The organism is Mitsuokella jalaludinii (genome assembly GCF_928722185.1).
Lineage (GTDB): Bacteria > Bacillota > Negativicutes > Selenomonadales > Selenomonadaceae > Mitsuokella > Mitsuokella jalaludinii.
On the sequence record NZ_CAKMXA010000001.1, the window covers coordinates 739,642 to 761,988 of the forward strand.

Genomic DNA, 22,347 nt, shown 5'->3' on the forward strand with positions numbered 1-22,347 from the left:
TTACCGATAAATTGTTTTTAAGCAAGGCTATTTATATTGTTTTACAACTTTATTTTGACTGTCCGCAGCCTCTCTTTTGTCGTCTACCATTTCGTACTCAGTCGTACGACGCTCTCACAAATAGAAACCTCCAAGCTGCCTATGCGGCAGTTAACTATGTGCAAGGGTGGCTATCCTTTTGGTTTCATTTCTAAGCTGCCTATGCGGCAGTTAACAGGAGCTGTTTGTGCGATTATCCTTATCCTGCTTGACTTGCACCAGTTTTCCCTCATCGAACCCAAAATTTGACACTCTTGTCAAAACTCATGATTAACATAGGATTCCGGCATCCTCGCAAATGCAAGGCTCACTCTCGAACTCTGCTTGATCAATCGTCAAGACAGGGATTACCCCCGCACATGCGGGCTTATCCTAATCCCCGATTCTGATAGGCAGCCAGCAGAAATCATCCTCACACCTACAGGGCTTATACTAAAAAAATCTCATTGCCTAAATCATCTTTAGCGCCCTTTCTATTCTACTTTTATTATACATCAAAGAAGCAGTAATTAATAGTCCTCCTATTACTTTTATTTTTAGCCAAACAAAAAACTCTCAGGACGTTTTCACTGGGAGTCTTTTGATAAAATCTACCGGCCATATTTGCGATGAGAATTATACAGCCATTCAGGCTCTACTCCATATAGGCCTGTTGACCAACCAACTGTACCATCATCAGTTCGATAGCACATCCAAAAATCAGCGCCAAGAGCTTTATCGGTTTGCTCTCCAATATATTTTGCCCATGGATTTTGATATCCGTCAAGATTCTCAATGCATGGTGGGACTGAAAGCAATTGGCTTCTATATAAGGCATAATAGTATCCTTCTCCAACATACATGACCAAATAAAGATGCTCTCCTGGATACAATGTAACGTAATCTTGTTGATTTTCATACCTTCCATAAGCTTTTAAAACCCGCGTTTTTCTGGTGACTTCTATCGCATGTTTTGATGGAGTCGTATATACAACACAAGAAATTCCTTTTATCCTATACCCTGGATAGATTGTCTTAACAACATTAAGGCCATGCGGTTTACTGACTAAATCTATCTTTTTCGTTGCAACGTATCTTTCTAATCCATTTTCGGCCGGAATCTTATCCCATACGGTATAAAGTTCCGGTCCATCAGATGTTCTCATTCTGACAGTTTTATTTGTGGAAACAGGTCTTGCTAAAACGTAATCTCCCCATAAACCACTGATCAGCATTCCTGACAAAATAGCCGGGATGATAATGTTTTCCCTTAAGTTCATATCTTTTCACCTCATCGGTTCGTTTATTTGACAAAATGAGCGAGTCTGCCAGCTTCCAAGATATGATATTTTTCCCTCACCGCTCGATAAGCTTCTGCAGCTTCTCGATATACAGTTTCCGGATGCCTTCGAGGAGCAGGCGCCAGTACTTGAGGCCGATGTTTGGATGGGTCTTGCGGTACTCTTTGGCGTTGCTGACTTTCTTGAGGGCGTCCTGGTTGACCTGTTTGTCCTGCGGGTCTTTGGCTGCGTCGTAGGTCTCAACGAAGAAGGCCAGGGCGTCTGGATCGACACACCACTCTTTGGCGAAGACGGAGATCATGGCTCTTGCCTTGGCCTGGACGCGGTCGTTGAGGACGTCGACGAAGTTCTTGTTGACGAAGTTCGCTGGGCTCTCCTGATATTCCTTCCAGATGGTCTCCAGGATCTCGGCGCGTGCTGGATTCGTCTTACGGAAGCGGGTAATTTCTTCGTTGATCTCCTTGATGATTTTTTGGTTCTTGGCGGTCTCATCCATGACGAGAGCCGACTCATCCGAGCGGGTGGCCTCCATGAGTCTCAGGATGTAATCTTCATCGATCTGGTCGACATGGTAGCAGCGGAGCTCGTAGTTGATCGCGGTGTTGACCTCTGGATCATCGCTTTCGTTGTCTTCTTTGAGCTCTTCCTTGACGTTGTTGAACTTCCCGCTGTACTCTTCGATGGTCTTCTCGTCAATCTTGTAGTCCTTCGCCAGATCCTTGTCCTGGAACTGCGAGTAGACCTGCAAATCGGAGTAGGCATCGTCAAGCGCTCGATAAGCCTTCAAGAACTGAAGCTTCTGCTGCTTGCTGAGGGCATCGACTTCTTCTGGCGTCTTGGCAATGGCACGAAGCTTCTGCAGGGCTTCACGGAACTTCTTCTCTGCTTCTTCCCACGACGGTGCCTGGACATAACTGCCGCCACCGCTGGAATAGAGTTTCATCGCGTGATCGACGGCGCGCTTGAAGTGAGCGGGCATCTGGAAGATGACAATCTGGCCAAAGCGCTTCTGGCTGTCATAGAGGCGGTTCGTGCGCGAAAATGCCTGGATGATGCCATAGGAGCGCATGGGCTTGCGATCGATAAAGAGGGTCGAAAGAGACGGTGCATCGAAGCCCGTCAGCAGGCGATCGACGACGATGACGAGGTCCAGCTGTGCTTCACGTACCTGATACAGTTTCTTCTTCCGTGCCAAGCGGTCGTTGACGTTGCAGTTGTAGGCATCAATCTGCTCCATCGTGTACTGTGTGCCAAACATCTCGTTGTAGTCGCTCATGGACTCTTTCATCTGGTCTTGGTTGAAGGAGTCGTTATCGCCGTTCTCGCTGACGGAGTACGTGATGGCGACCTTCGGGAAGTCGGCCAGCTGGCGCTTGACGTCATCGCTGATTGTGACGCGCGGCTCCGCACCTGCTTTCACACGCTTGAACAGCTGGTAATAGCGCTGTGCCTGCTTGATGGAACTCGTCGTGAGGATGGCCGTATACGTATTGCCCTTGCCACGCTTCAAGCCGAATTTACCGATCGCCTTATTGACGATAAAGTCCACGACGCGCAGCATGTGCTCTTCATCTTCGTAGGCAGTATCGATGACTTTCGCTTTCAGCAGCGCCGTCTCGAGGCCGAAGCCATCATCGTCCTGCGTCCACTTCTCGATGTTGTTCTGCTTGGCCAGCACCCGCATGTCAAAGGTGTTATGATACTCCACCTGGAAGCCCAGTACAGCACCATCATGAAGGGCCTCCTTGATCGTGTACTTGTTCAGGCACGCGCCGTACTGCTCCTCTGTCGTAGCGGGCAGGTTGCCAGGGCTATCCTTGGCATCTTCGCTGAAGATTGGCGTCCCGGTGAAGCCATACCAAAGCGGATTCGTGAAATAGTGGTTGATTTGGTCCTGTGCCATCGGCGATACAGCGCGGTGGCATTCATCGACGACAAAGACGAGGCGCAGCTTGTGCAGCTTCTCATACTTCTTGGAGCCAGCCGGATAGCGCTTCATGATGATCTGCAGTTTCTGAATCGTCGTGACGATGACATCGCCCTTGTCGGACTGCAGCTTCTTCACGAGGTCGCCCGTGTTATCCGTCTCATTGACATCGATCGTGTCGTACTCTGCATAAGCCTGGAACGAGCCCGTCGTCTGGTTGTCGAGGTCCCTGCGGTCTACGACAAAGACGACTTTCTCCACGCTCGGAATCTGCGTGAGGTAGTGCGCCACCTTGTACGAGGTCAAGGTCTTGCCAGAGCCCGTCGTATGCCAGATGAAGCCCGACTGCGTGCCGCCATCCGTGTAGGGGTTCACGGCATTGCGGATGGACTCAATCGCATGGATCTGGTACGGACGCAGCAGGATGATGGCCTTGCGCTCACTATCGAGAACCGTATACTGCGACACCATCTTGTGCGCAGCGGGGATCGACAAGACCGACTTGGCAAAAGATAAGTAATCCGTGATCGGCTGATTGGCATCATCGAGCCAGGACGACAAGAACTTCTCATTGAGGCCGCTTTCTGCCGCAGCTGCGATATAGCGCGTATCTGAGCCGTTCGACACTACAAACATCTGCAGCGTCGAGAAGATATCACGGAAGACGCCTTCCTTGAGGTACTTCTTGATCTGGTTGAAAGCCTCTTTGTACGGATGGTGACGATTCTTGAGCTCGATGTGGATCATCGGCAGGCCATTGATGAGCAGCGTCACATCGCCGCGACGGTCGCGGTTCATCTGCTCCTTGCGCGGGAACTCAATCTGATGCACGACCTCATAGACCGACGAACCACCGGCAATATCCACGCGCTTGAAGACAACCGGATACACCGTTCCAAGCGCCGCATCTTCGCGCTGCACACGCAGACGGGCAATGCCATTCTCGCCCATCAGCCACTTGGCCGCATCGTAGAACGTCGGAAAACGCAGCTGGTCCTGAATCTGCAAGAACTCGAGGTCCGTCAAAGGATGCTCATCAAAGAGCTCCTTGTTGTTCAGGACAAGGATATGACGGAAATTCTCCCAGAGGTCCTGCATTGTGCGAATATCATCGCGAAGCGTCCACTGCGACTGCTTCTCCGTGAGCTGCTGAATCAGATGCTCCTCGATATTTAGCTCCGGTTCATATGAAGTCATGTCTATGCCCCCTTAAATAAACATGTTTTGTATCATATACTTCTTCAAAGTACAAATCTCATCCAACTTGTATTGATAAAGTTCAATAATTTTTTCTATTCGTTGAAAATAACATCCTATTAATTTCTGTTCTTCATACGAGGGAAATAGGGCACTTATATTCTTAAATTTTTTCAAAGATAAGACATGTTGTCCCGTTCCTTCTGAATTAAGCATTATTTGTTTTTCTATTCCATAATTTAATCTCTCAAGTAAAAAATTAGAGTCTACACCTTTAGGCTTAAACACAGGGTAAAAGTAACTAATAATTCCTATGTCTACGGCATCATTTCGATTAAATACGAATACATCATTATCACTTCTACTACGATAAGCAAAGTATCCACGCGGAATTATAAAATAACCTACATTACCATTCTTACTGACCCATTCTCCAGAAAAGTATTTATTTTGAAGAATAATCCCTTTTTGTTGCGAAGATGTGAGGACTGGATACTGATCCTCTATAGTTGTTTTTTTAGTATAAACCTCAATAACATTATTTATTTTTTGTTCCTTCCAATCACCAATAAATCCTTTCATGCGAATCTTAGGCACTTTTTCTCCCTTTGCCGGGAACATATTTTGCAGAAAATACTTCTTAATCTTCTTCTGCTGCTCTAGTTTTTGTTTATAAAGGGTGATGAGTTTTTCAATATTACGTAAATAGAATCCTATATCTTTTTGTTCTTCTATACACGGAACAAAAATAGATTCATTGAGAAAATCGTTTGTAACTAAATCATGCATCATTGTAGAAGCTTTAGTAGATCGTGACAATATTTTCTGCATAACTCTTTCATTATTAATGGCATATTTCCAAAAACAAATATCATAGTTACAAACAGGTCTAAACACCATAAATATATGGGATACAATACCATCTCCAATATCATTTTCTACAAATCTACCAAACTTAAATTCTTTGCTGTGATGTCCTTCAAATGCAATATCTCCCACATTGAATGTATAATACGTTTTTAAGTACTCCTGAGTTGAAACTTTGACATCATCTTTGTATTGCATGGTTGCAACAGTTATGTTTTTATCCATTCCAATGCTACCATCATTTTTTTCACTAGACTTTCTATACAGTTCACTGAATTTACGCAACTTCCAAGGAACAGTAAATCTATTAAAGCGCACAGATGGCGTTGTTTTCGTTACCTTTTTCATACGAACTACCTCACTTCATCAAACGAAGGAAATCCTGCAGGTCTTTAGCTTTTTTCTCGTCATCTGTCGTCAGTTTCTGCATCATAGCTAATAGCTTGGCTTTATTCTTAGCAATCTCTGCATCGGTTTCTGCCATTTCCTTATTGAGCTCGGCAAGGTCGATTTCTGGTTCAGGCTCGAAGGTATCGACATAGCGCGGGATGTTCAGGTTGTAGTCGTTCTCCTTGATCTCGTCGAAGCTTGCCACATGGGCGAACTTATCTTCATCTGCTCTTGCCTGATAGGCATCGAATAGGCGCTTGATGTTGTCAGCAGCCAAAGTGTTCTGCGGCTTGCCTTTGACAAACTCCTTGCTGCCGTCGATGAAGAGAACATCACGGCCCGGACAATCTTTCTTCAAGACCATGATGATGGTCGGGATACCTGTCGAATAGAAGATACCAGCTGGCAGGCCGATGACGGCATAGATATAGCCCTTTTCCAGGAGTTTCTGACGAATCTTGCCCTCCGTGCCGCCGCGGAACAGCACGCCATGCGGCAGGACGATGCCCATCGTGCCCGTTGACTTCAGATGGTAGAAGCCATGCAGCAGGAAGGCATAGTCGGCCTTCGACTTCGGTGCCAGCACACCGTAGTCTGAGAAGCGCGGATCGCTCAAGAAACCCTTGTCGGCGCTCCACTTCTGCGAGTATGGCGGATTCATCATGACGGCATCGAAGTCCGTGACTTCATCAGCCGGCCAGTCCTTGTCCAGCGTGTCAGCATTGTGCAAGTGCTGATTCGTCGCAGCGACGCCGTGGATGATCATGTTCATGCGAGCCAAGTTGTAGGTTGAGGTCTTGATCTCCTGCCCATAGTACTCGATGGAGTCCGCATCCTGGATATAGTGCTTGACGTTCAGAAGCAGTGAGCCAGAGCCCATCGCCGGATCGTAGGCGCTGAAGCCCTTCTTCTCTTCGTTGCCACTCGTGACAATGTGCGTCAAGAGCGTCGATACGGACTGCGGCGTATAGAATTCACCGGCCTTCTGTCCCATGTCCGATGCAAAGTTACTGATCATGTACTCATAGGCATCGCCGAGGATATCGCCGCTGTGGCTGTCGAGGTTCAGCGGAGCCAGTGCCGTCATGACATCGGCGATCAGCTCATTGCGCTTCTGCGGCGTAGAGCCAAGCTTGGTCGAGTGCAGGTCCACATCGTCAAAGAGATGGCCTAGCAAGTCTGAATTCGACTGCTCAATATCCGTGAACGCCTGGTTCAGATGCTCCAGCTGAAATTTCTGCGCCCGAATCTCATCCATCAAGGCAGTAAACGTCGCCTCTGGCTTGATCGTATAGTCCATGTCCATCGAGTCGAGCAGATCGTCGCGGAAGGACTCATCGCTGTAGTACTTCTGATAGACGGCCTGGCGTTGTGCCTCCGTTTCAACATCGCTTTCCTCCACTTCGCCAGCATCTACCAGCGTCATGGCAGCCGACTCCAATACTTTATCCGACAAATGCTTATAGAAGATGATGCCGAGGGCATAATCCATATAATCCGCAGCGCCCATCGTCTGCCGCATGACATTGGCCGAATCCCAGAGAACCTGTTCGAGGGTCTTTTCTTCATTACTCATGATTGATAATCTCCTTTTTCTGTTCGATCTTTTTACGCAGGACAGCGAGAATCCCCGTCAATTTACGGTTGGCCTGCATAATCTCTAAGTGATTCTGGTAGAGTGCTGTTGCATACAGCTCCCCTATGTTTTGTTGCACAGTCATATCAGGTAACGGAATCCTCACGCTCTTCATTAGCTGAGCAGATAGGCGCACTATGACAGACCCCTGCAAACATTGACTGCATTTATGTGCTACCTCTTGAGACTGATTCAGCAGATAGCACAAATACCAGGGATTGAGTCGAGATACGTCAATCCGTATGATGGCGAAGATTTGACTAATAACCTTCTCTTTATTCGCATCCGACAAGATAGTTGCCGACATGTGCGGCATGCTGCTGGACTGCTGATAGATGATTGCATTCTGCGGATCCGCCAGCTTCATCGTATAGAAGTCATGCTCAAAGTCCGCTGTCGTGTACTTCCGATCCTGCTGACTCTCTGACAACCGTACAATGTTGCTGCCAGACACAATCTCCGCCAGCTCACCAAGCTGGACCATATCGCCCACCTCCATGTAAATTTACTAATTTACTCTGATTACGCTCTTATAGTACTCCTCTTGCCATAGACTGTCAAGAGTAAATTCACTAATTTACATATTAAGCGAGCTGCTATCTGACAGCTCGCTTAATATGTCGATATCTATTCTCATTTTCTACGTTATGACTGAAGTGCGACCGTGTTGACATAGTCCTTAACAATTGGCACAAGAACATCCATGAACTTGCGACTCCACTCCACGTGAAAATTTGCTATGGTCGGCCAATCTTTTTCATCCTCGAGATTGACATCTCCCAGCGAGATCGTTACCGTTGATGCTTTCCCGTCATCCGAACGATTCCATTGTAATTGCACGCCTCTCCGTAACGATCTTCTGCAGATCCTGATACAGCTGGCGACACTCTTCCTTCCGCCAATTGTACCGTCGCTGGTACACGGGAATGATATAGCGGTCGCTATATCCCCCCATAAAGCGTAGAAGTCCTGTCTCAGATCCTTTCATCGCCCATTCCCCCATACACAAGGTCAAATTTTCATTATCCGTTGAATGCTATTGTATTAATATTCGCTATGAATCTGCAATATCCTGCCATCTCGCAAAGACATGAAAAAAGGCACCGCCGAGGCGGTGCCTTTTTATCGCTGGTTGCCGGTGGCAATCAGATCATGTTCTTGACGTAGGAGTCGTAGAGGCTCTTGAGCTCTTCGACTTTGTCGTACATCTCGACCTGCAGGCCGGATGCCGTTGCGTAATCGCCATCGTTGAGGGCGTTGATAAGGAGCGTGAAGAGGGACTTCTCATCGATGCTGTCCTTGGCGAGGTAGCTGCGGATGCCGTTGATCTTGTTCCAGTTGTAGGAATCGAGGTCGGTGACGAAGTCGGTCTTGGCTTCCTTGGCTGCGCGGACGATGTCGCGGTTCTCCGGGATGATGCGGGCGATGAGCTCGGTCTTCCAGCGCGTCAGAGCACCAGCGCGGAAGGCTTCGATAATCTGGTCACGCAGTGCGCCGCCAGCCGTGATGACGGCGAGCTTTGCCGGGTAGTTCTCGAAGTTCTGCATGTTCTCCCAGACCGTAGCTGGCGGAGCACCGAAGAGGCGCGTGCGCTCTTCTTCCGTGTAGTCTTCGAAGACATCGTCTTCACTGCGGTATGCACGGTCTTTCTCGAGGTAGAAGCCCTCTTCACCGGCATCCTTGGAAATCTCGGCGAGGCATTCTGCCGTCGTATGCGTAGCGCAGGCCTTGACACCGTCGAGGCAAGCCGAGTAGATGGCTGCGAGGACGAGGTACGTATTCGTGTACGGGTTGCAGGCACGCAGCTCAAAGCGCGTTGCGTACGGGTTGCTGAGATCGCGGATCAGGCCAGCGAGGATCGTGCGGTTACGCGACGGGATCTCCGGCGTATGGCCGAGGGACGTGACGACGCATACCGGAGCCTCGAAGCCCGGTTTGAGGCGGTTGAGGGAATCGTTCGTAGCGGAGACGAACGGGTTGATGACCTCGTAGTTCTTGAGCAGGCCCATGAGGGAGCCGTAGCCGATGGCGCTCATGAAGTCTTTTTTCTGATCGTCAGCCGTGAAGAGGTTGTGGAGCTTGCCGTCTTTCGTGATGGCAGCCATGCCGATGTGCGTGTGCTCGCCGTTGCCAGCCAGGCCGATCATCGGTTTTGCCTTGAAGTTGACTTCGAGGCCCATGCCGCGGAAGACCTCTCTTACGATCGTGCGGACGAAGAGCTCATTGTCGGCAGCCTGCAGGGCATCTGCAAAGCGCCAGTCGATCTCGAGCTGCTCGCAGACGTGCGTCATGCGGCCGCTCTCGTCAATCTGTGCTTTGAGACCGCCGACTTCCTTATGGCCCATCTCGACCTTGAAGCCGTATTTATCGAGGACGAGCAGGCACTGCTCCATAGCCGTGCGGACGATACCGTGCGTGCGCTCCCAGTACTGCTCCTGCAGGACCTGCGAAGCAGACATCTCTTCGATGGCAGCATCCTCAAGCGGCGTCTTGACCCAGAACTCGAGCTCCGTAGCGGAGGTGAACTGGATGTCCGTCACATCCGTGCCGTTGACGCTCTCGATGCCGGAAATCTGCGGGTGCTCCTTGAAGAGGGCCATCAGCTCTTTCTTGACATAGGCGAGCGTGTCAGCGAGGACAGCGCGCGAATCGACGCGCTTGCCTTCGTGGATCAGGAAGGACGGGATGCGCAGCGTGCCGATTGGCTTGCCCGTCTCCTCGTCGTAGTTCTCCATGTTGTAGTCGACGAACCAGTTGACGGAAGGATCGACCGGCATATCGACTTTCGCGTTGTTCAGGGTGGCGATGCCCGTCAGTACGACGGAAGAACCATCCGTCTGGACAGCCGTGCCAGCATAGAACTCATCGATATCCTTGAGGAAGATGCGCATCGGGATCTTCTCATCCGTATCGTTGCCGGCCATATCGATGCCGACTAGCGATACGAACTTGATCTCGGGATGTGCTTTGAGCGTGTTCAGGATTTCTTCTTTTTCGGAGTTTGCAGGAATCACATAAAGTAACTCGTCCATGTTTATACCACCCTTTTTAAAATTAAGCAACAAAAAAGCCATGCAGAAAAAAACATCCCGATCATACGAATCGGAAGTATCACCTCTGCATGGCGCCATTGCCATATGACTATTCGTCTCGTTCGAGCGCACCCGCTTGAACAATCCCTATGTTAGCACAGCCTCATCCATTTGTAAAGAGGGCTAGCGTGTATACATGTCCTGCACCTCGCGGAGCAGCCTCGTGGATGCTGCTGACGCGTAGGCGGATGCGCCTTCCCCGTAAGTACTACGGAAGGCCTTCTCGCCGTCGCCGCCCGCTAGACTTGTGGCGCGCATCCACTTGGCAAAGCTGCCCCAGCCGCGGCGCGCCAGCAGGTCATGCGCGGTGAGCTCCGCGACGAGCGAGCACGACTCATCGCCGAACGAAGCGACAGCCCTGTCATAGGACTCTGGCGCGGTCAAGTCTGCGCCATCGGGGAAGCGCCCCTTCTCCTGGAGCACACTGAGCCAGCTGCGGCGGTAATCCTCGAAGCTGCCGAGCCCTTCCTCGCTGAGGCGCAGCGTGCCGATGAGATAGGCCGTGCCGCGCGCAAGCCAGGCGACTTCCTGCTCGGTGCCGCCCATGGCCTGTGCCTCCATGACGCGCGTGAGCATGACGCCCATACTGAAGATCTGCTGGCGGCGCGAGTCTAGTGCTGCCGCATCGAGGAAGACCGTGCTGCCGTTCTCGAGCCAGAGGCTCTCGCCGACATTCTTCCGCGCTTCATCGGACGTCATATCAGAACGCGCGCTGACGGCCTGTGCGAGCTCTTCTTTGCCACTGGCGAGCACGAGCGTGTAGCTGCCGCGCAGCGTCTGGCCGAAGCGGCGCTGCAAGAGCGACTGCACGGCCTCGGCCTCGGCGGCGTAGGCGTCTGCCTGGGCGTTGGTCACGCCTTCACCTATCTCGATCTGTATCTTGGCCGGCTCACTCTTCTGCGCCTGCCACCAGGCGGCAAACTCCTGGAGGAAATCGTCGAGCGTCAGGCCGAAAGTCTGCGCAAACGCCTCCTCCCCTGACTTTCCCTCACCGAGAGCGGTGAAGTAGGCAGCGAGTCTCTGGCCGCGCTGCTCTTCGGGGAAGCGCGCAAGCAGCTGCACGGTCATCATGTCGGCCATCTCGTAGGCGTGGTATTCCTTTGCCATGATGGCCTTGCGCTCGGCAAATTCCAGGTGGATGAGCTGGTCGGGGCGCGCGGCGTGCGGCGCGCCCAAGAGATCGTCGAGCACATCATTCTGCCAACGCGCGAGCTTGCGGCCGCCGAGATGCTCGGCCATCATGGCGCCGACATAGTCAGCAGAGCCCTCTTCCAGCCAGAACAGGGCTTCCTTGTCCGTGTCGCGCCCGCGGCTCAGCTCGTACTGGAGCTGGTGGAAGAGCTCGTGCGCCGTCGTCGCATAGCGGTCGCTATGGCTGTCCATGACGCCGGCCTTCGCGTTGACCGCCGTGACATGCAGCCGCCCGCCCGACCAGCCGCCCGAGATGGCGGCGACCTCCTGTGCCTCCTCGTCGGAGAGCGAGAACTCTTCCTTGAGGATGCGGCGGTAATCCGCATCGGAAGCGGCCACGAATACGCGGACAGAATGATGGCGCACGGCGCCGAGTTTTTCCTGTGTCAGTCCGTCAAAGGCAGAAGCCGCCTTCTTGACATCCGGCAGGGCCGCGCTGCTGCCCTCGACGTGGATGGCCCCGTCATCGCGCTCGAAGTGACTCAACGCATCATCTGCCAACCGCTGCGCCTGCGGCAAGAGCTCGGGCGCATGGAAGCCGGCCCAGCCCGCGCCGACGAGCAGCATGAGCACCACAAAAACAAATTTCTTCAAGCCAAGCGCCTCACTTCCGCTGCCAGCGGCAAGCCACATGCTCAAAGCAATCGATGATGCCGAAGAGCAGGAGGCCCATGACGCTGAGGACGAGGATGCCCGCGTACATCTCCAAGTAGTTGACGCGCAGCCAGGCATCCATGATGTAGTAGCCCATGCCGTACTGCGTGCCGAACGTCTCCGTGAAGAACAGCACCGAGACGGCCGTCGCCATCGCGACGCGGATGGCCGTGATGAACTTCGGCAGGGAGGCCGGCAGGATGACGAAACGGAAGATCTGGCCAAGCGAGGCGCCGAGCGAGTAGAGCGGATAATAGCGCTCCTCCGGCAGCGTGCGGATGGCGTCGCGCACCGCCACGACGACCTGAAAGACGATGATCAGGAAGATCATGAGGATTTTCGATAGCTCGCCGACACCGGCGAGCAGCATGAGGATTGGCAGCAGCGCGATCTTCGGGATTGGGTACGTCAGGTAGACGACCGGGGACAGGAAGCGGTCGGCCTGGCGGAAGTAGCCCATGATGACGCCGAGCGGATAGCCGATGCAGACAGCCAGACCGAGGCCTGCTGCAATGCGCCAGAGGCTGTAGGCCGCGTGCTCGAGGATGTCGCGCGCGAAGACATCTGTCAGGCGCACGAACACCTTATCGGGCGTCGGCACGATGGGCAGCTCGAGCAGCAGCGCGAGCCCCCACCAGATTGCGAGCAGGAAGACAGCTGCAGCAAGGTATGAGATCAGGGTGTGCGAGATGCCCTTCATGACGCCGCCCCCTCTCCTGCATGCTGTGCGCTGATGCCCCGTATCTCTTCGCGCAGGGCACGGCTCATCTCAAAGAATTCCCGGCTGCCGCGCTGTTCCGGATGACCGCCGAGCGGATTGTCGAAGACGCGCGCGATGCGGCCTGGATCTGCCGCCATCAGCGCGATCTTCTGCCCGAGGTAGAGCGCCTCCTCGACGTAATGCGTAACGAGCAGCGTCGTGACATGCTGCTCCTGCCAGAGCGCTAGGAAAACGTCCTGCATCTCCTCGCGCGTGATGGCATCGAGCGCCGAGAAGGGCTCGTCCATCAGCAGGATGTCCGGCTGCAGCAGGAAAGAGCGTGCGAGGCTCACGCGCTGCTGCTGGCCGCCGCTGAGCTCATGCGGGTAGCGCGTGGCCAGCCCTTCGATGTGGAGTGCTGCCATGAGCCGCGCCAGCCTCGCTTCATCCTCCTCGCGGCCCGCGTGCCAGTCATGGCGAATGCGGCAGCCCAGCACGATGTTCTCGCGCACTGTCTGCCACGGCAGCAGGCCGTAGTTCTGCGGCATGAAGCCGATGCGGTACTTCTTCGGGTCCGCCTTGCCGCCCGCAATCTTCACGCAGCCGCTCTCAGGCTGCACGAGCCCCGCCACTGCCCGCAGAAGCGTCGACTTGCCGCAGCCTGAAGGGCCGATGATAGCACAAACCGTTCCTTGCGGAACGGTCAGGCTGACATCGGCAATCGCAGCAGCTGCAGCACACTCCGCACTCCGGTAGCGCACCGTCAGGTGATCGAATGCAATCATGTCAGTTGGATTCATATGCCATTTCATTCGCCGAGCAGATTGATGACGAGGTCATCATACCCGTACGTCTCCTTTACCAAATCTTTGTCGTTGAGCCACTTGATGCAGTCCGTCACGTCCTGCTCCTTCGGCAGTGCTGCCTTGTGGTACGTCGGCAGTTTCAGTGCCTCTTTGGCGGCAGGCGGGAAACCGGCCTTCTCGATGACGAAGTCAATGTATTCCTCACGCGGCGCATTGTTGAGGTAATCGACGGCACGGTTGTAGGCGCGGTACATCGCCTGGATCTCTTTCTGCTTGTCCTTGGTGGCCTTATCCGTGAAGAGGATGACGCCCGGGTTGATGCCGAGGTCATCGGAGCTCTTGAGGAGGCGGCCGCCGTTATAGATGGCGATACTGGCCATCGGCTCAGGCAGCGTTGCGGCAGCGAGTTTGCCGTTCTGCAGCATCTCGAGGCGCGTCGGGATCTGCGGGATGATGACCTTGTTGATGTCATCGCCCTTCAGGCCATCCTTCGCGAGGATCTCGTCCGTCACGTACTCGATGATTGTATTGCGCGAGACGCTGACATCCTTGCCACGCAGGCCCTTGACATCTGCGGCGGGCTCTGCCTTGCCGGCGATGAGCTTGTAGCTGCCGTCCGTCGAGGATGTGACCTTGACATCGAAACCGCCGTCCTTGGCAAAGGCAGCGGCAAGCATGTCGGAGACAGCACCGTCGAGATGGCCGCTCTGCATGGCAGAATCACGATCCATCGCGCTCTTGAACGGCTTGAGATTGACCTTGACGCCTTCGTCTGCAAAGTAACCCTTCTCTTCGGCAATCAGGAATGGCAGGGAGTCCGTATCCGGCATCAGGCCGATGGAAAGCTCCTGCATCTTACCCGAGCCGGCCGACTGGCTGCCCGTGCCGCAGCCAGCGACTGCAAGCATCGCCGCGGCTGCAAGTGCGAGGCAGCCTACGCGTTTCCAAATCTTCATCTTCACTTTCACATTTCCTTTCTATCCAGTATGCCTGCACAACACCTGTATCGCATTGTCACAGGCTCACGGGAGCAGCAGGTTGCCGAGCATCGCGGCGCCCTCCTTGGCATAGGAGAGCACAGTATCGATCGTGTCCTTGTTTTCCGCATACGCACTCGCCGCCTTGTCCTTGACCCTGCCAGCCTCATTCTTCATGGACTGCACATCGTCGAGCTTCTGCTGGACGTCGTCGAGCATCGACTGGGCATCGTCGAGGGATTGCTGCACACTGGCAGCTGATGCGGCGGCATCAGCACCCTGCCGCCGGTTCTCCTCTGCGGCCTTCTGCTTCTTCTCTGCCTGCCCTGTCACCTTGTCGAGGAACTTCTGGACACCCGATTCACCATCGGCGCTGTCCTGCAGGGCCTGACCGCGCCCTTCAATGCGGCCCTGCTCACGCTCAAGACTGCGCTGTTTCTCTTCGAGCGCCTTCTTCTTGGCCTCGAGAGCCTGGCGCTGTTTCTGCAGGTCGCTTTCCTGTGCATCGAGCTTCTGTGCGCGCTCCTGCATCTGCTGTTCCTGATGCTGGCGCTCGTTGTTCTGGAGGTCGGCCTGGTCCTGGCGATAGCCAGCGAGCGCAAAGCCGATGAAGACAGCGATGAGGAAGCCGACGCCGAGCAGCAGCGCCTTCTTGTGGCGCACGGGCCAGCTCTGCTGTTTTTTCCTGGCCTCTGCTTGCTTCTTTGTCTGTTCCCGCAGATCCTTGTTGGGTGCGAGCTCGCGCACATCGCCGCCAGCTGCAGATCCGCCCGCCTGCGGGAAGGGCTGTTGGATGGGCTCTTCCTCAGTCGCTGCCGAAGCTGCAAGGTCAGGTGGCAACTCCTGCGTATCGTCGAGGCGCGCTGTCTTGTCGAGCGAGGCCGTGCGGCCACGGCTTGCTGTCCGATCCACTGGTTCAGCTTTTCCCGCCGCACCGGGGCTCTCCGGCTTCCCGCCTGCGCCCTTGCTCAGATCGCGTTCCGTGTCATTCATCGCCGTCGCCTGCAGCCTCCTGCTTCTTCTTTTCCTTCACTTCTTCCATCTCGATCATCGCCGCATGCTCCTTCTGCATCGTCTCGCAAAGGCGGCGCAGTGTCCAGAGCGTGTTGAACGGCGTGACGACCGACTTGTAGTGGACCTGCGGCACACCGGCGTCCTTGAGTGCCTTGAGAACGGCGTCGAGGCGCTTGTTGCGGATGTGCTGCAGGACCATGACCTCATGCGGGAAGACGAACGGGTCGCCTTCGTAATCCTCTGGATTGGCCGCGCGGAAGCCCTTGAGGCCCAGCAAATAGCCGATCTTCTCGCGCCACGCTTCTTCCGACAGCACTTTTGTGTGTATGCCGAGGCGGTGCAGCGTCTTCTGTGCGAGCGCGAGCTTCTCGTCATCACGGAATTGGTAGAACAGGACCAGTTCTTCTCGTTTCATTTGTATATATCCTTTCCATCAATCATTGTCCATCCATTGTCCATCTGTCATCGCTATCATCGGGAGAGACCGCGCGTCAAAAGATACGTGATGAGTTCATCCATCGTGACTTCCTCTTCCTGCATGCGCGCTTCGAGCTGTTTGCGAAGCGTCTTCGGCAGACGCACGGCAAACGTGCCTTCCGGCAGTACGGCCGCCTTGCTCTTGTGCTCATGCTGGACCGCAGGAGATGGCACCGGTGCAGTCGCAGCTTCCTGATGATTGGCCTGCTCTGCTTTCTCGGCGCTCTCGGCTTTCACCGCTTTGCCCGGCTTCGCATTCTTGGCCGGTTTTGCGGCTTTCACCTGCTTTGCAGCCTTGGCAGGCTTTGCCTCCTTTGCTTCTTTTACCTCTTTTGTATTCTTCGTCTCTTTTGCAGCTTTTGCGGCCTTGGCCGCTTTTTCCTGCTTCTCGGCTTTCACCGCTTTTTCCTTCTCGTTCTTCTCGGCTTTATTTGCCTTGGCCTTCTTGGACTTGGCATCCTTTTTCGGCTCGGCTTTCTTGGTATCAGTCTGCTCGAGAGCCACTTCAGCCTTCTCGCCCGCCTCTGCGCCCTTGCGCGCGTGTTTCTTTCTCACAGTCTCTTTCTCCTCCGCTGGATACACGATGAATTCATCGTAGGCATTGCGCAATGTCTCACTGGCCTGCTTCGTGCCAACACCGATGATATAGGACTTCTCCTTCGAGTTGAGCATCTGCGCGATGCGCACGAAATCCGAGTCCGTCGTGATGATGAAGTAGCGGCGCACGCCCTCTTCGTAGAGCAGTTTTGCCGAATCGTAGAGGGCCGAGTCCAGCGAGTTCTTGCCGAGGAAGGTCCTGCTGATCTGGCGGAACGTGAAGCCCGGACGGCGCAGGAGCTTCTCCCAGCGCTTCTGTTCGGGGCGCTCCTCCCAATCCGAAATCACGATCGTGCGGCACGGCTGGAATCGGCGCGCCTTACCGAGTGTGTAGTTGAGCATCTCAAACGGCGCATTCTCAATGTCGTAGAGGATGCCGACCGTCGTATTGCTGGATTCCAGTGTCATACCTCTTCCCCCTTCCGCAGTGCCTTCTCGATGATGCCGCCGCCAACGACCGTATCGCCGTCGTAGAAGACGACCGACTGCCCCGGCGTCACCGCGCGCTGCGGCTCTTCAAAGCGAACCTTCACTTTGCCACCCACAAGCGGCTCGACATGCGCGCGGCCTTCGCGACGGCCGTAGCGTACCTTGGCCGTGACCGCGATGGGCGCCTCGAGTGCATCGATGGCAATCCAGTTAAGGTCGCCCGCTATGAGGCCGTCCGCATAGACATCCTTTGCTCCGCCGACGATGACGCGGTCGTGCGCCATGTCGAGGTTCACGACGTAGAGCGGCTCCGGATGCGCGATGCCGAGTCCCTTGCGCTGGCCGATCGTGTAGAGCGGCACGCCCTCGTGATGGCCGAGTACATGGCCTTCCGTGTCGACGATGTCGCCCGGATGCAGGCAGGCGGGGTTCTTCGCGCGCAGGTATGCCTTGTAGTCATCATGCGGCACAAAGCAGATCTCCTGGCTGTCCGGCTTGTGGGCGACGGGCAGCTTGTAGCGCTCCGCCAGCTCGCGCGTCTCCACCTTCGTGTAGTCGCCGAGCGGCATCAGGAAGTGCGCAAGCGACTGCTGGTTGAGGTGGTAGAGCGCGTACGACTGGTCCTTGTGTGTGTCGATGCCCTTCTTGAGCACATAGCGGCCCGTCTCATCCTGCCCGATGCGCGCATAGTGCCCCGTCGCAACGTATTCCGCGCCGAGCTCCATCGCCTTCTGCAGGAGGCCTTCGAACTTGACATAGCGGTTGCAGGCGATGCAAGGATTCGGCGTCCATCCCTTCGCGTAGTCCGCCAGGAAGTAGTCGATAACCTTCTCCTGGAACATCTCCTTGAAATTCATGACATAGTGCGGGATGCCGATGATCTCCGCCACGCGGCGCGCGTCGTCAACACTGCTGAGACTGCAGCAGCCGCGGTCATTCTCATCAAAATCACGGCTCTCCTCCGACAGGCGCATCGTCACACCGATGGCCTCATAGCCCTGCTCCTTGAGCAGCGCCGCCGTAAGCGAGCTGTCCACACCGCCGCTCATCGCGACGACTACCTTCTTTTTCGTCATTCTGTTATCATATCCTTTCTTCTCTTCTTTCGTATCTATACACATCGGTCAAGCCGATTCCCTTCTATGAAAAAGACAGCCCGATGACTGCCCGTATATCCTAGTATACCATATCCGCAGGAAAAGCCCAAACAGATTGGACGCGGAAGGGGGCTTCTGCTAGACTAGATAAAGAATCCAGCAAACGTCTGTATAATAAATGATTCCCACCGCTGATTCTTGGGGGCTCGGTGCATCAGCAAGGGAGCGGGGGGATATGTTCCGGCCCTTGTCGCAAGTACCTCATACATCGAATCGATCGTGGTACATGCCATACATTCGTATCTAGTTATCACACGAAAGGAGCTCTTCCTTATGCATGTCGTTGGCATCATCGCCGAATACAATCCCTTCCATCAGGGCCACGCCTATCAGCTCCGTGCCATCCGCGAATCCGTGCGCTCCCGCTTTGACGATGATGCGGCTATCATCGCGGTGATGAGCGGCAGTTTCACGCAGCGCGGCGAGGCGGCAATCTTTGACAAGTGGCAACGCGCGGACCTCGCCGTGCGCGGCGGCTGTCAGCTCGTCTTAGAGCTCCCCTTCCTCTTCGCCTGCCGCAGCGCCCAGGACTTTGCGCGCGGGGGCGTGCGGCTGCTACAGGGGCTTGGCTGTGTCGAGACGCTTTCCTTTGGCGCGGAATGCCCCGAACTCACGCCGCTCATGACAGCAGCCCGCGCCATCGACGCACCAGAGACGCAGGCAAAGCTCCATGAAGCCCTGCGCGCAGGCGCTTCATACGCAAAAGCCCTGACTGCGATCTTAGCGCAGGAGAGCGGCCTTGCGGCGGATCTTCTGCGGCAGCCCAACAACATCCTCGCCATCGAGTACCTGCGCGCACTGCAGCGCTATGCACCGGGCATCGAGCCGCTGCTAGTCGCGCGGCGCGGCGCGGGCTACCATGCGCCGTCACTCGGCCACTTTGCCAGCGCCTCAGCTATCCGCAGAGAGCTCGCAAAAGCGCAGCCCGACTTCGCGGCACTGGAGGAGTCCCTGCCCGAGGCGACGTACGCTGCCATCCGTCAGGCGTGCCCCGCGGAGATTGCCTCGACGGAGCGTCTCTTTGCCCCCCTGCTCGCGCGGCTGCTGACGATGCAGGAAGGCGAACTCAAGGCGGTCTTCGGCCTGCAGGAAGGGCTTGCGAACCGGCTGCTCGCCAAGAGCGCACAGAGCCGTTCACTTGCAGGACTCCTTGCCAAGATGGTCACGAGCCGCTATCCCGCGAGCCGTATCAGCCGCATCATCCCGCATCTGCTGCTCGGTTCGACGGAGCATGCTGCCCGTACCGCCGATGAGACAGGCCCTCTCTACGCGCGCGTGCTCGCCTTTGACGAAACAGGCCGCGAGCTCCTGCACGAGATCAAGAAGCGCAGCACGCTCCCCCTCATCACCAAGGTCAGCGCCGCACTCAACTCCCGCCAGCGCCTCGAAGGCTGCCTGACACCGCTGCAGGCGATGCTCGCCCTCGACACCAAGGCCACCGAACTGCGCGCCCTGGCCTTGCCCGCAGAAGCGCCGCTCGCGAGCCTCAAGCAGAGCGATTTCACCAGCTCGCCGCACTTCCTCACGAACGCCTCACATACCTGAATCTCAGTTTACACATTTACAATCATACCGATACAGAGTATAATGAGGAGACTATCTCACTAACACATGCATTTTATCAGGAGGAATTACCATGTCTGAATACCCGAATCTGCACAAACTGCTGATCTGCCGCAGCCTGCTCGATGACACGGCCATCCAATCGTTGATGGCCGTGCTCGACGGCGACAAGCGCCAGACAGGGCCGTGCGCCGCGAAAATCATCGAGACGACTGAAGATGTCGGCCTGCACGGCAACCTGCTGCGCAGCTACATCATCTACCTGCTCGTGCACGACCCCAACCTCGCTGCCCAGACCATCGAGATGCACGACAGCCCCGTCGGGACGAGCCTCAAGCAGGCCTTCCTGCACGACCTCACGCTGCTCCTGCCCTTCCTGACTGAGCCAGCGAGCCTCTACCTCGACCTGACACTGCTCGACGCCTACAAGCCGACCGTGCCGCTCCACACAGAGGCCTCGACCGCACTCGAAGAGCTGCTCAAGAACGCCCGCACTGCCGAAAATTTCGCCGAGGCCCTGCTGCGCTACTACCAGAGCTTCGGCTACGGCGACATCGCCTCCTTCAAAGCCTTCCGCTGGGATGCGAAGCTCCAGCGCCTCATCGGCATCCGCCACTTCGAGGCCATGCAGATGGAAGACATCATCGGCTACGCGCACCAGAAAGAGCAGCTGATTGACAATACCGAAGCCTTCGTCCAGCGCAAGCCCGCCAACAACGTCCTGCTCGTCGGCGCACGCGGCACCGGCAAGTCTTCCGCCGTCAAGGCCCTCGCCAACGTCTACTACAGCCGCGGCCTGCGCATCCTACAGCTCACCAAGCCCCAGCTCAGCCACCTGCCCGACATCATGGACGCCCTGCGCTACTTCGCCAGCAAGCGCTTCATCATCTTCCTCGACGATCTCTCTTTCGAGGAATCCGATGCCGAGTACAAGTACCTCAAATCCGCCATCGAGGGCGGCGTCGAATCGCGCCCCGAGAACGTCCTCATTTACGCTACCTCCAACCGCCGCCACCTTATCCGCGAGAGCTGGCGCGACCGCAGCGAGAGCCAGGACGACGTCTACCGCGACGACAGCATGAACGAGACGATCTCCCTCTCCGACCGCTTCGGCCTGATCATCCAGTACTACGCTCCCGACCAGAAAGAGTACCTCGCCATCATCGACCACATGCTGCGCAAAGAGGGCATCAAGCTGACGCCAGAAGAACTGCGCATCGCAGGCGTCCGCTGGGAAATGACCCACAGCGGCCGCAGCGGCCGCACCGCCCAGCAGTTCGTCGCCCACTACCTCGGCCAGCTCGATGATCACGATGCATAATACCGGGGTACCATTCGGCTGAACGCTGAAGCCGGAACGCACACCCATTCCATACTGAAAAAGACTGCGCATCGATCGTAACCATGATGCGCAGCCTTTTTATATGCAGTTGTAGGTGTGTTTCAGCAGTAAATCGCCACTGCCCGCGGCACGGTCTCGATGCGCAGCGGCAACATCGGCCCGCACTCACCGTCGATGTCGCTCTCGACTGAGATGCCCGACTCGATGTGGAACGACTTCGCCTGCACGTGCAGTACGTTCTCCCGCTCCGACACCGGCTTGCCCGCGATGAGGTCTGCCGTGATGCTCATGAGCTTCGGGATGCTGCACTTGCCGATTGACAGCAGATCGAGCTTGCCGTCATCGACCGCCACACCGCGCGCCACATTCTTCATGCTGCCGACGACCGGACTATTGATGATGACGAAGAGGAACGTCTCGAGCTCATAATGCGCCCCATCCGCCTCAATCTTGAGCGGGAAGTAGCGGAACTTCGGCAGATCCCCGATGCCCTTGAGGTAGTACGCCATCTTGCCGAGCGAATTCTTGATGCGCACATTGACCTCGTGCGCGATGCAGGCCATCGCGCCGCCGCTCGCGACATTGATGAAGTACGTGCCGTCCACGAGACCGAGGTCCACGCGGCGCGAGCGGCCCGAGACGATGGTATCGAGGTACGCCTCAAGGTCCGCATTGACGCCGAGATACGTCGCAAAGTCATTCGACGTGCCGCTGCCGATGATGCCGAGCGGCAAGTCGAGATGGCCCCTCATCATGAGGTTGACGATCTCATGGACCGTGCCGTCGCCGCCTGCGACGAGCAGGCCGTCAGGATTCACCTCGCGCACGAACGGGATGAAGGCCTCATTGCCCTCCTTGCGCGTGCGGTAAAAGACGACGAGGATGCCGCGGCGCTGAAAAGCCTCGACCATCCAGTCGAGCTTATTCTTGAACGCCGCATGCCCTGAAACAGGATTGTAGAAGAGCACGAGCTTCTTCAAGATGCGTTCCCCCTATCTATTCCGAAATGATA

At 55.5% G+C, this 22,347-nt stretch carries 18 protein-coding genes; 2 read left to right on the forward strand and 16 right to left on the reverse strand.

The window, feature by feature from the left end; all coding sequences use genetic code 11:
- Positions 1-629: 629 nt before the first annotated feature.
- The 15 genes from QDI87_RS03420 to mnmA form a co-directional block, all read right to left on the reverse strand.
- A complete protein-coding gene (locus tag QDI87_RS03420) occupies positions 630-1,298 on the reverse strand; it encodes a hypothetical protein (RefSeq protein WP_278742228.1) in 669 nt (222 codons plus the stop codon).
- A 76-nt stretch (positions 1,299-1,374) separates the two neighbouring features.
- The gene (locus tag QDI87_RS03425; RefSeq protein WP_278742231.1) at positions 1,375-4,443 is read right to left on the reverse strand and encodes a type I restriction endonuclease subunit R; all 3,069 of its coding nucleotides are present in this window, start codon (positions 4,441-4,443) and stop codon (positions 1,375-1,377) included.
- Positions 4,444-4,455: 12 nt separating this feature from the next.
- Positions 4,456-5,658, reverse strand: coding sequence for a restriction endonuclease subunit S (locus QDI87_RS03430; protein ID WP_278742233.1), 1,203 nt, complete (start codon positions 5,656-5,658; stop codon positions 4,456-4,458).
- A 10-nt stretch (positions 5,659-5,668) separates the two neighbouring features.
- On the reverse strand, positions 5,669-7,276 hold the full coding sequence (locus QDI87_RS03435) for a type I restriction-modification system subunit M (RefSeq protein ID WP_278742234.1): 1,608 nt from the start codon (positions 7,274-7,276) through the stop codon (positions 5,669-5,671).
- Entirely contained in the window at positions 7,269-7,820 is a 552-nt protein-coding gene (locus tag QDI87_RS03440) for a restriction endonuclease subunit S (protein WP_278742236.1), read from the reverse strand. Before QDI87_RS03440 ends, QDI87_RS03435 begins: the two co-directional genes overlap by 8 nt.
- Positions 7,821-7,981: 161 nt before the next feature.
- Positions 7,982-8,176, reverse strand: coding sequence for a DUF4268 domain-containing protein (locus QDI87_RS11755; protein ID WP_423791161.1), 195 nt, complete (start codon positions 8,174-8,176; stop codon positions 7,982-7,984).
- 305 nt (positions 8,177-8,481) lie between these two features.
- Positions 8,482-10,368 carry a glutamine synthetase gene (locus QDI87_RS03445; protein WP_036377926.1) on the reverse strand — a complete coding sequence of 629 codons (1,887 nt, stop codon included), beginning with the start codon at positions 10,366-10,368 and terminating at the stop codon, positions 8,482-8,484.
- 183 nt (positions 10,369-10,551) lie between these two features.
- Complete coding sequence (locus QDI87_RS03450; RefSeq protein WP_278742237.1) at positions 10,552-12,213, reverse strand: hypothetical protein; 1,662 nt, start codon at positions 12,211-12,213, stop codon at positions 10,552-10,554.
- A gap of 10 nt (positions 12,214-12,223) precedes the next feature.
- Positions 12,224-12,973, reverse strand: coding sequence for an ABC transporter permease (locus tag QDI87_RS03455; RefSeq protein WP_278742238.1), 750 nt, complete (start codon positions 12,971-12,973; stop codon positions 12,224-12,226).
- The gene (locus tag QDI87_RS03460; protein WP_055160257.1) at positions 12,970-13,758 is read right to left on the reverse strand and encodes an ABC transporter ATP-binding protein; all 789 of its coding nucleotides are present in this window, start codon (positions 13,756-13,758) and stop codon (positions 12,970-12,972) included. The genes QDI87_RS03455 and QDI87_RS03460 overlap by 4 nt, the downstream gene beginning before the upstream one ends.
- A gap of 23 nt (positions 13,759-13,781) precedes the next feature.
- Entirely contained in the window at positions 13,782-14,735 is a 954-nt protein-coding gene (locus tag QDI87_RS03465) for an ABC transporter substrate-binding protein (protein WP_036377953.1), read from the reverse strand.
- A gap of 66 nt (positions 14,736-14,801) precedes the next feature.
- Positions 14,802-15,749, reverse strand: coding sequence for a hypothetical protein (locus QDI87_RS03470; RefSeq protein WP_278742239.1), 948 nt, complete (start codon positions 15,747-15,749; stop codon positions 14,802-14,804).
- Positions 15,742-16,185, reverse strand: a complete 444-nt coding sequence (locus QDI87_RS03475; RefSeq protein WP_055160253.1) for a DUF3783 domain-containing protein — start codon at positions 16,183-16,185, stop codon at positions 15,742-15,744. Before QDI87_RS03475 ends, QDI87_RS03470 begins: the two co-directional genes overlap by 8 nt.
- A gap of 56 nt (positions 16,186-16,241) precedes the next feature.
- On the reverse strand, positions 16,242-17,252 hold the full coding sequence (locus QDI87_RS03480) for an NYN domain-containing protein (protein ID WP_278742240.1): 1,011 nt from the start codon (positions 17,250-17,252) through the stop codon (positions 16,242-16,244).
- The gene (mnmA, locus tag QDI87_RS03485; protein ID WP_036377914.1) at positions 17,249-18,349 is read right to left on the reverse strand and encodes a tRNA 2-thiouridine(34) synthase MnmA; all 1,101 of its coding nucleotides are present in this window, start codon (positions 18,347-18,349) and stop codon (positions 17,249-17,251) included. Before mnmA ends, QDI87_RS03480 begins: the two co-directional genes overlap by 4 nt.
- Before the next feature lie 354 nt (positions 18,350-18,703).
- Between mnmA and QDI87_RS03490 the strand changes: the two genes are divergently transcribed.
- Together QDI87_RS03490 and QDI87_RS03495 are read left to right on the forward strand one after the other, a co-directional pair.
- The gene (locus tag QDI87_RS03490) at positions 18,704-19,975 is read left to right on the forward strand and encodes a tRNA(Met) cytidine acetate ligase (protein WP_278742241.1); all 1,272 of its coding nucleotides are present in this window, start codon (positions 18,704-18,706) and stop codon (positions 19,973-19,975) included.
- Between the two features lie 91 nt (positions 19,976-20,066).
- Entirely contained in the window at positions 20,067-21,314 is a 1,248-nt protein-coding gene (locus QDI87_RS03495; protein ID WP_278742243.1) for an ATP-binding protein, read from the forward strand.
- A gap of 122 nt (positions 21,315-21,436) precedes the next feature.
- Here QDI87_RS03495 and QDI87_RS03500 read toward each other — a convergent pair whose 3' ends face one another.
- Entirely contained in the window at positions 21,437-22,315 is an 879-nt protein-coding gene (locus tag QDI87_RS03500) for a diacylglycerol/lipid kinase family protein (RefSeq protein ID WP_036377909.1), read from the reverse strand.
- Between the last annotated feature and the right edge of the window lie 32 nt (positions 22,316-22,347).

Excerpts from the sequence above, each read along its gene's own strand:
- QDI87_RS03420 (WP_278742228.1), bottom strand. The coding sequence starts at position 1,298 with ATGAACTTAAGGGAAAACATTATCATCCCGGCTATTTTGTCAGGAATG.
- QDI87_RS03425 (WP_278742231.1), bottom strand. The coding sequence starts at position 4,443 with ATGACTTCATATGAACCGGAGCTAAATATCGAGGAGCATCTGATTCAG.
- QDI87_RS03430 (WP_278742233.1), bottom strand. The coding sequence starts at position 5,658 with ATGAAAAAGGTAACGAAAACAACGCCATCTGTGCGCTTTAATAGATTT.
- QDI87_RS03435 (WP_278742234.1), bottom strand. The coding sequence starts at position 7,276 with ATGAGTAATGAAGAAAAGACCCTCGAACAGGTTCTCTGGGATTCGGCC.
- QDI87_RS03440 (WP_278742236.1), bottom strand. The coding sequence starts at position 7,820 with ATGGTCCAGCTTGGTGAGCTGGCGGAGATTGTGTCTGGCAGCAACATT.
- QDI87_RS03445 (WP_036377926.1), bottom strand. The coding sequence starts at position 10,368 with ATGGACGAGTTACTTTATGTGATTCCTGCAAACTCCGAAAAAGAAGAA.
- QDI87_RS03455 (WP_278742238.1), bottom strand. The coding sequence starts at position 12,973 with ATGAAGGGCATCTCGCACACCCTGATCTCATACCTTGCTGCAGCTGTC.
- QDI87_RS03460 (WP_055160257.1), bottom strand. The coding sequence starts at position 13,758 with ATGATTGCATTCGATCACCTGACGGTGCGCTACCGGAGTGCGGAGTGT.
- QDI87_RS03465 (WP_036377953.1), bottom strand. The coding sequence starts at position 14,735 with ATGAAGATTTGGAAACGCGTAGGCTGCCTCGCACTTGCAGCCGCGGCG.
- QDI87_RS03470 (WP_278742239.1), bottom strand. The coding sequence starts at position 15,749 with ATGAATGACACGGAACGCGATCTGAGCAAGGGCGCAGGCGGGAAGCCG.
- QDI87_RS03475 (WP_055160253.1), bottom strand. The coding sequence starts at position 16,185 with ATGAAACGAGAAGAACTGGTCCTGTTCTACCAATTCCGTGATGACGAG.
- QDI87_RS03480 (WP_278742240.1), bottom strand. The coding sequence starts at position 17,252 with ATGACACTGGAATCCAGCAATACGACGGTCGGCATCCTCTACGACATT.
- mnmA (WP_036377914.1), bottom strand. The coding sequence starts at position 18,349 with ATGACGAAAAAGAAGGTAGTCGTCGCGATGAGCGGCGGTGTGGACAGC.
- QDI87_RS03490 (WP_278742241.1), top strand. The coding sequence starts at position 18,704 with ATGCATGTCGTTGGCATCATCGCCGAATACAATCCCTTCCATCAGGGC.
- QDI87_RS03495 (WP_278742243.1), top strand. The coding sequence starts at position 20,067 with ATGTCTGAATACCCGAATCTGCACAAACTGCTGATCTGCCGCAGCCTG.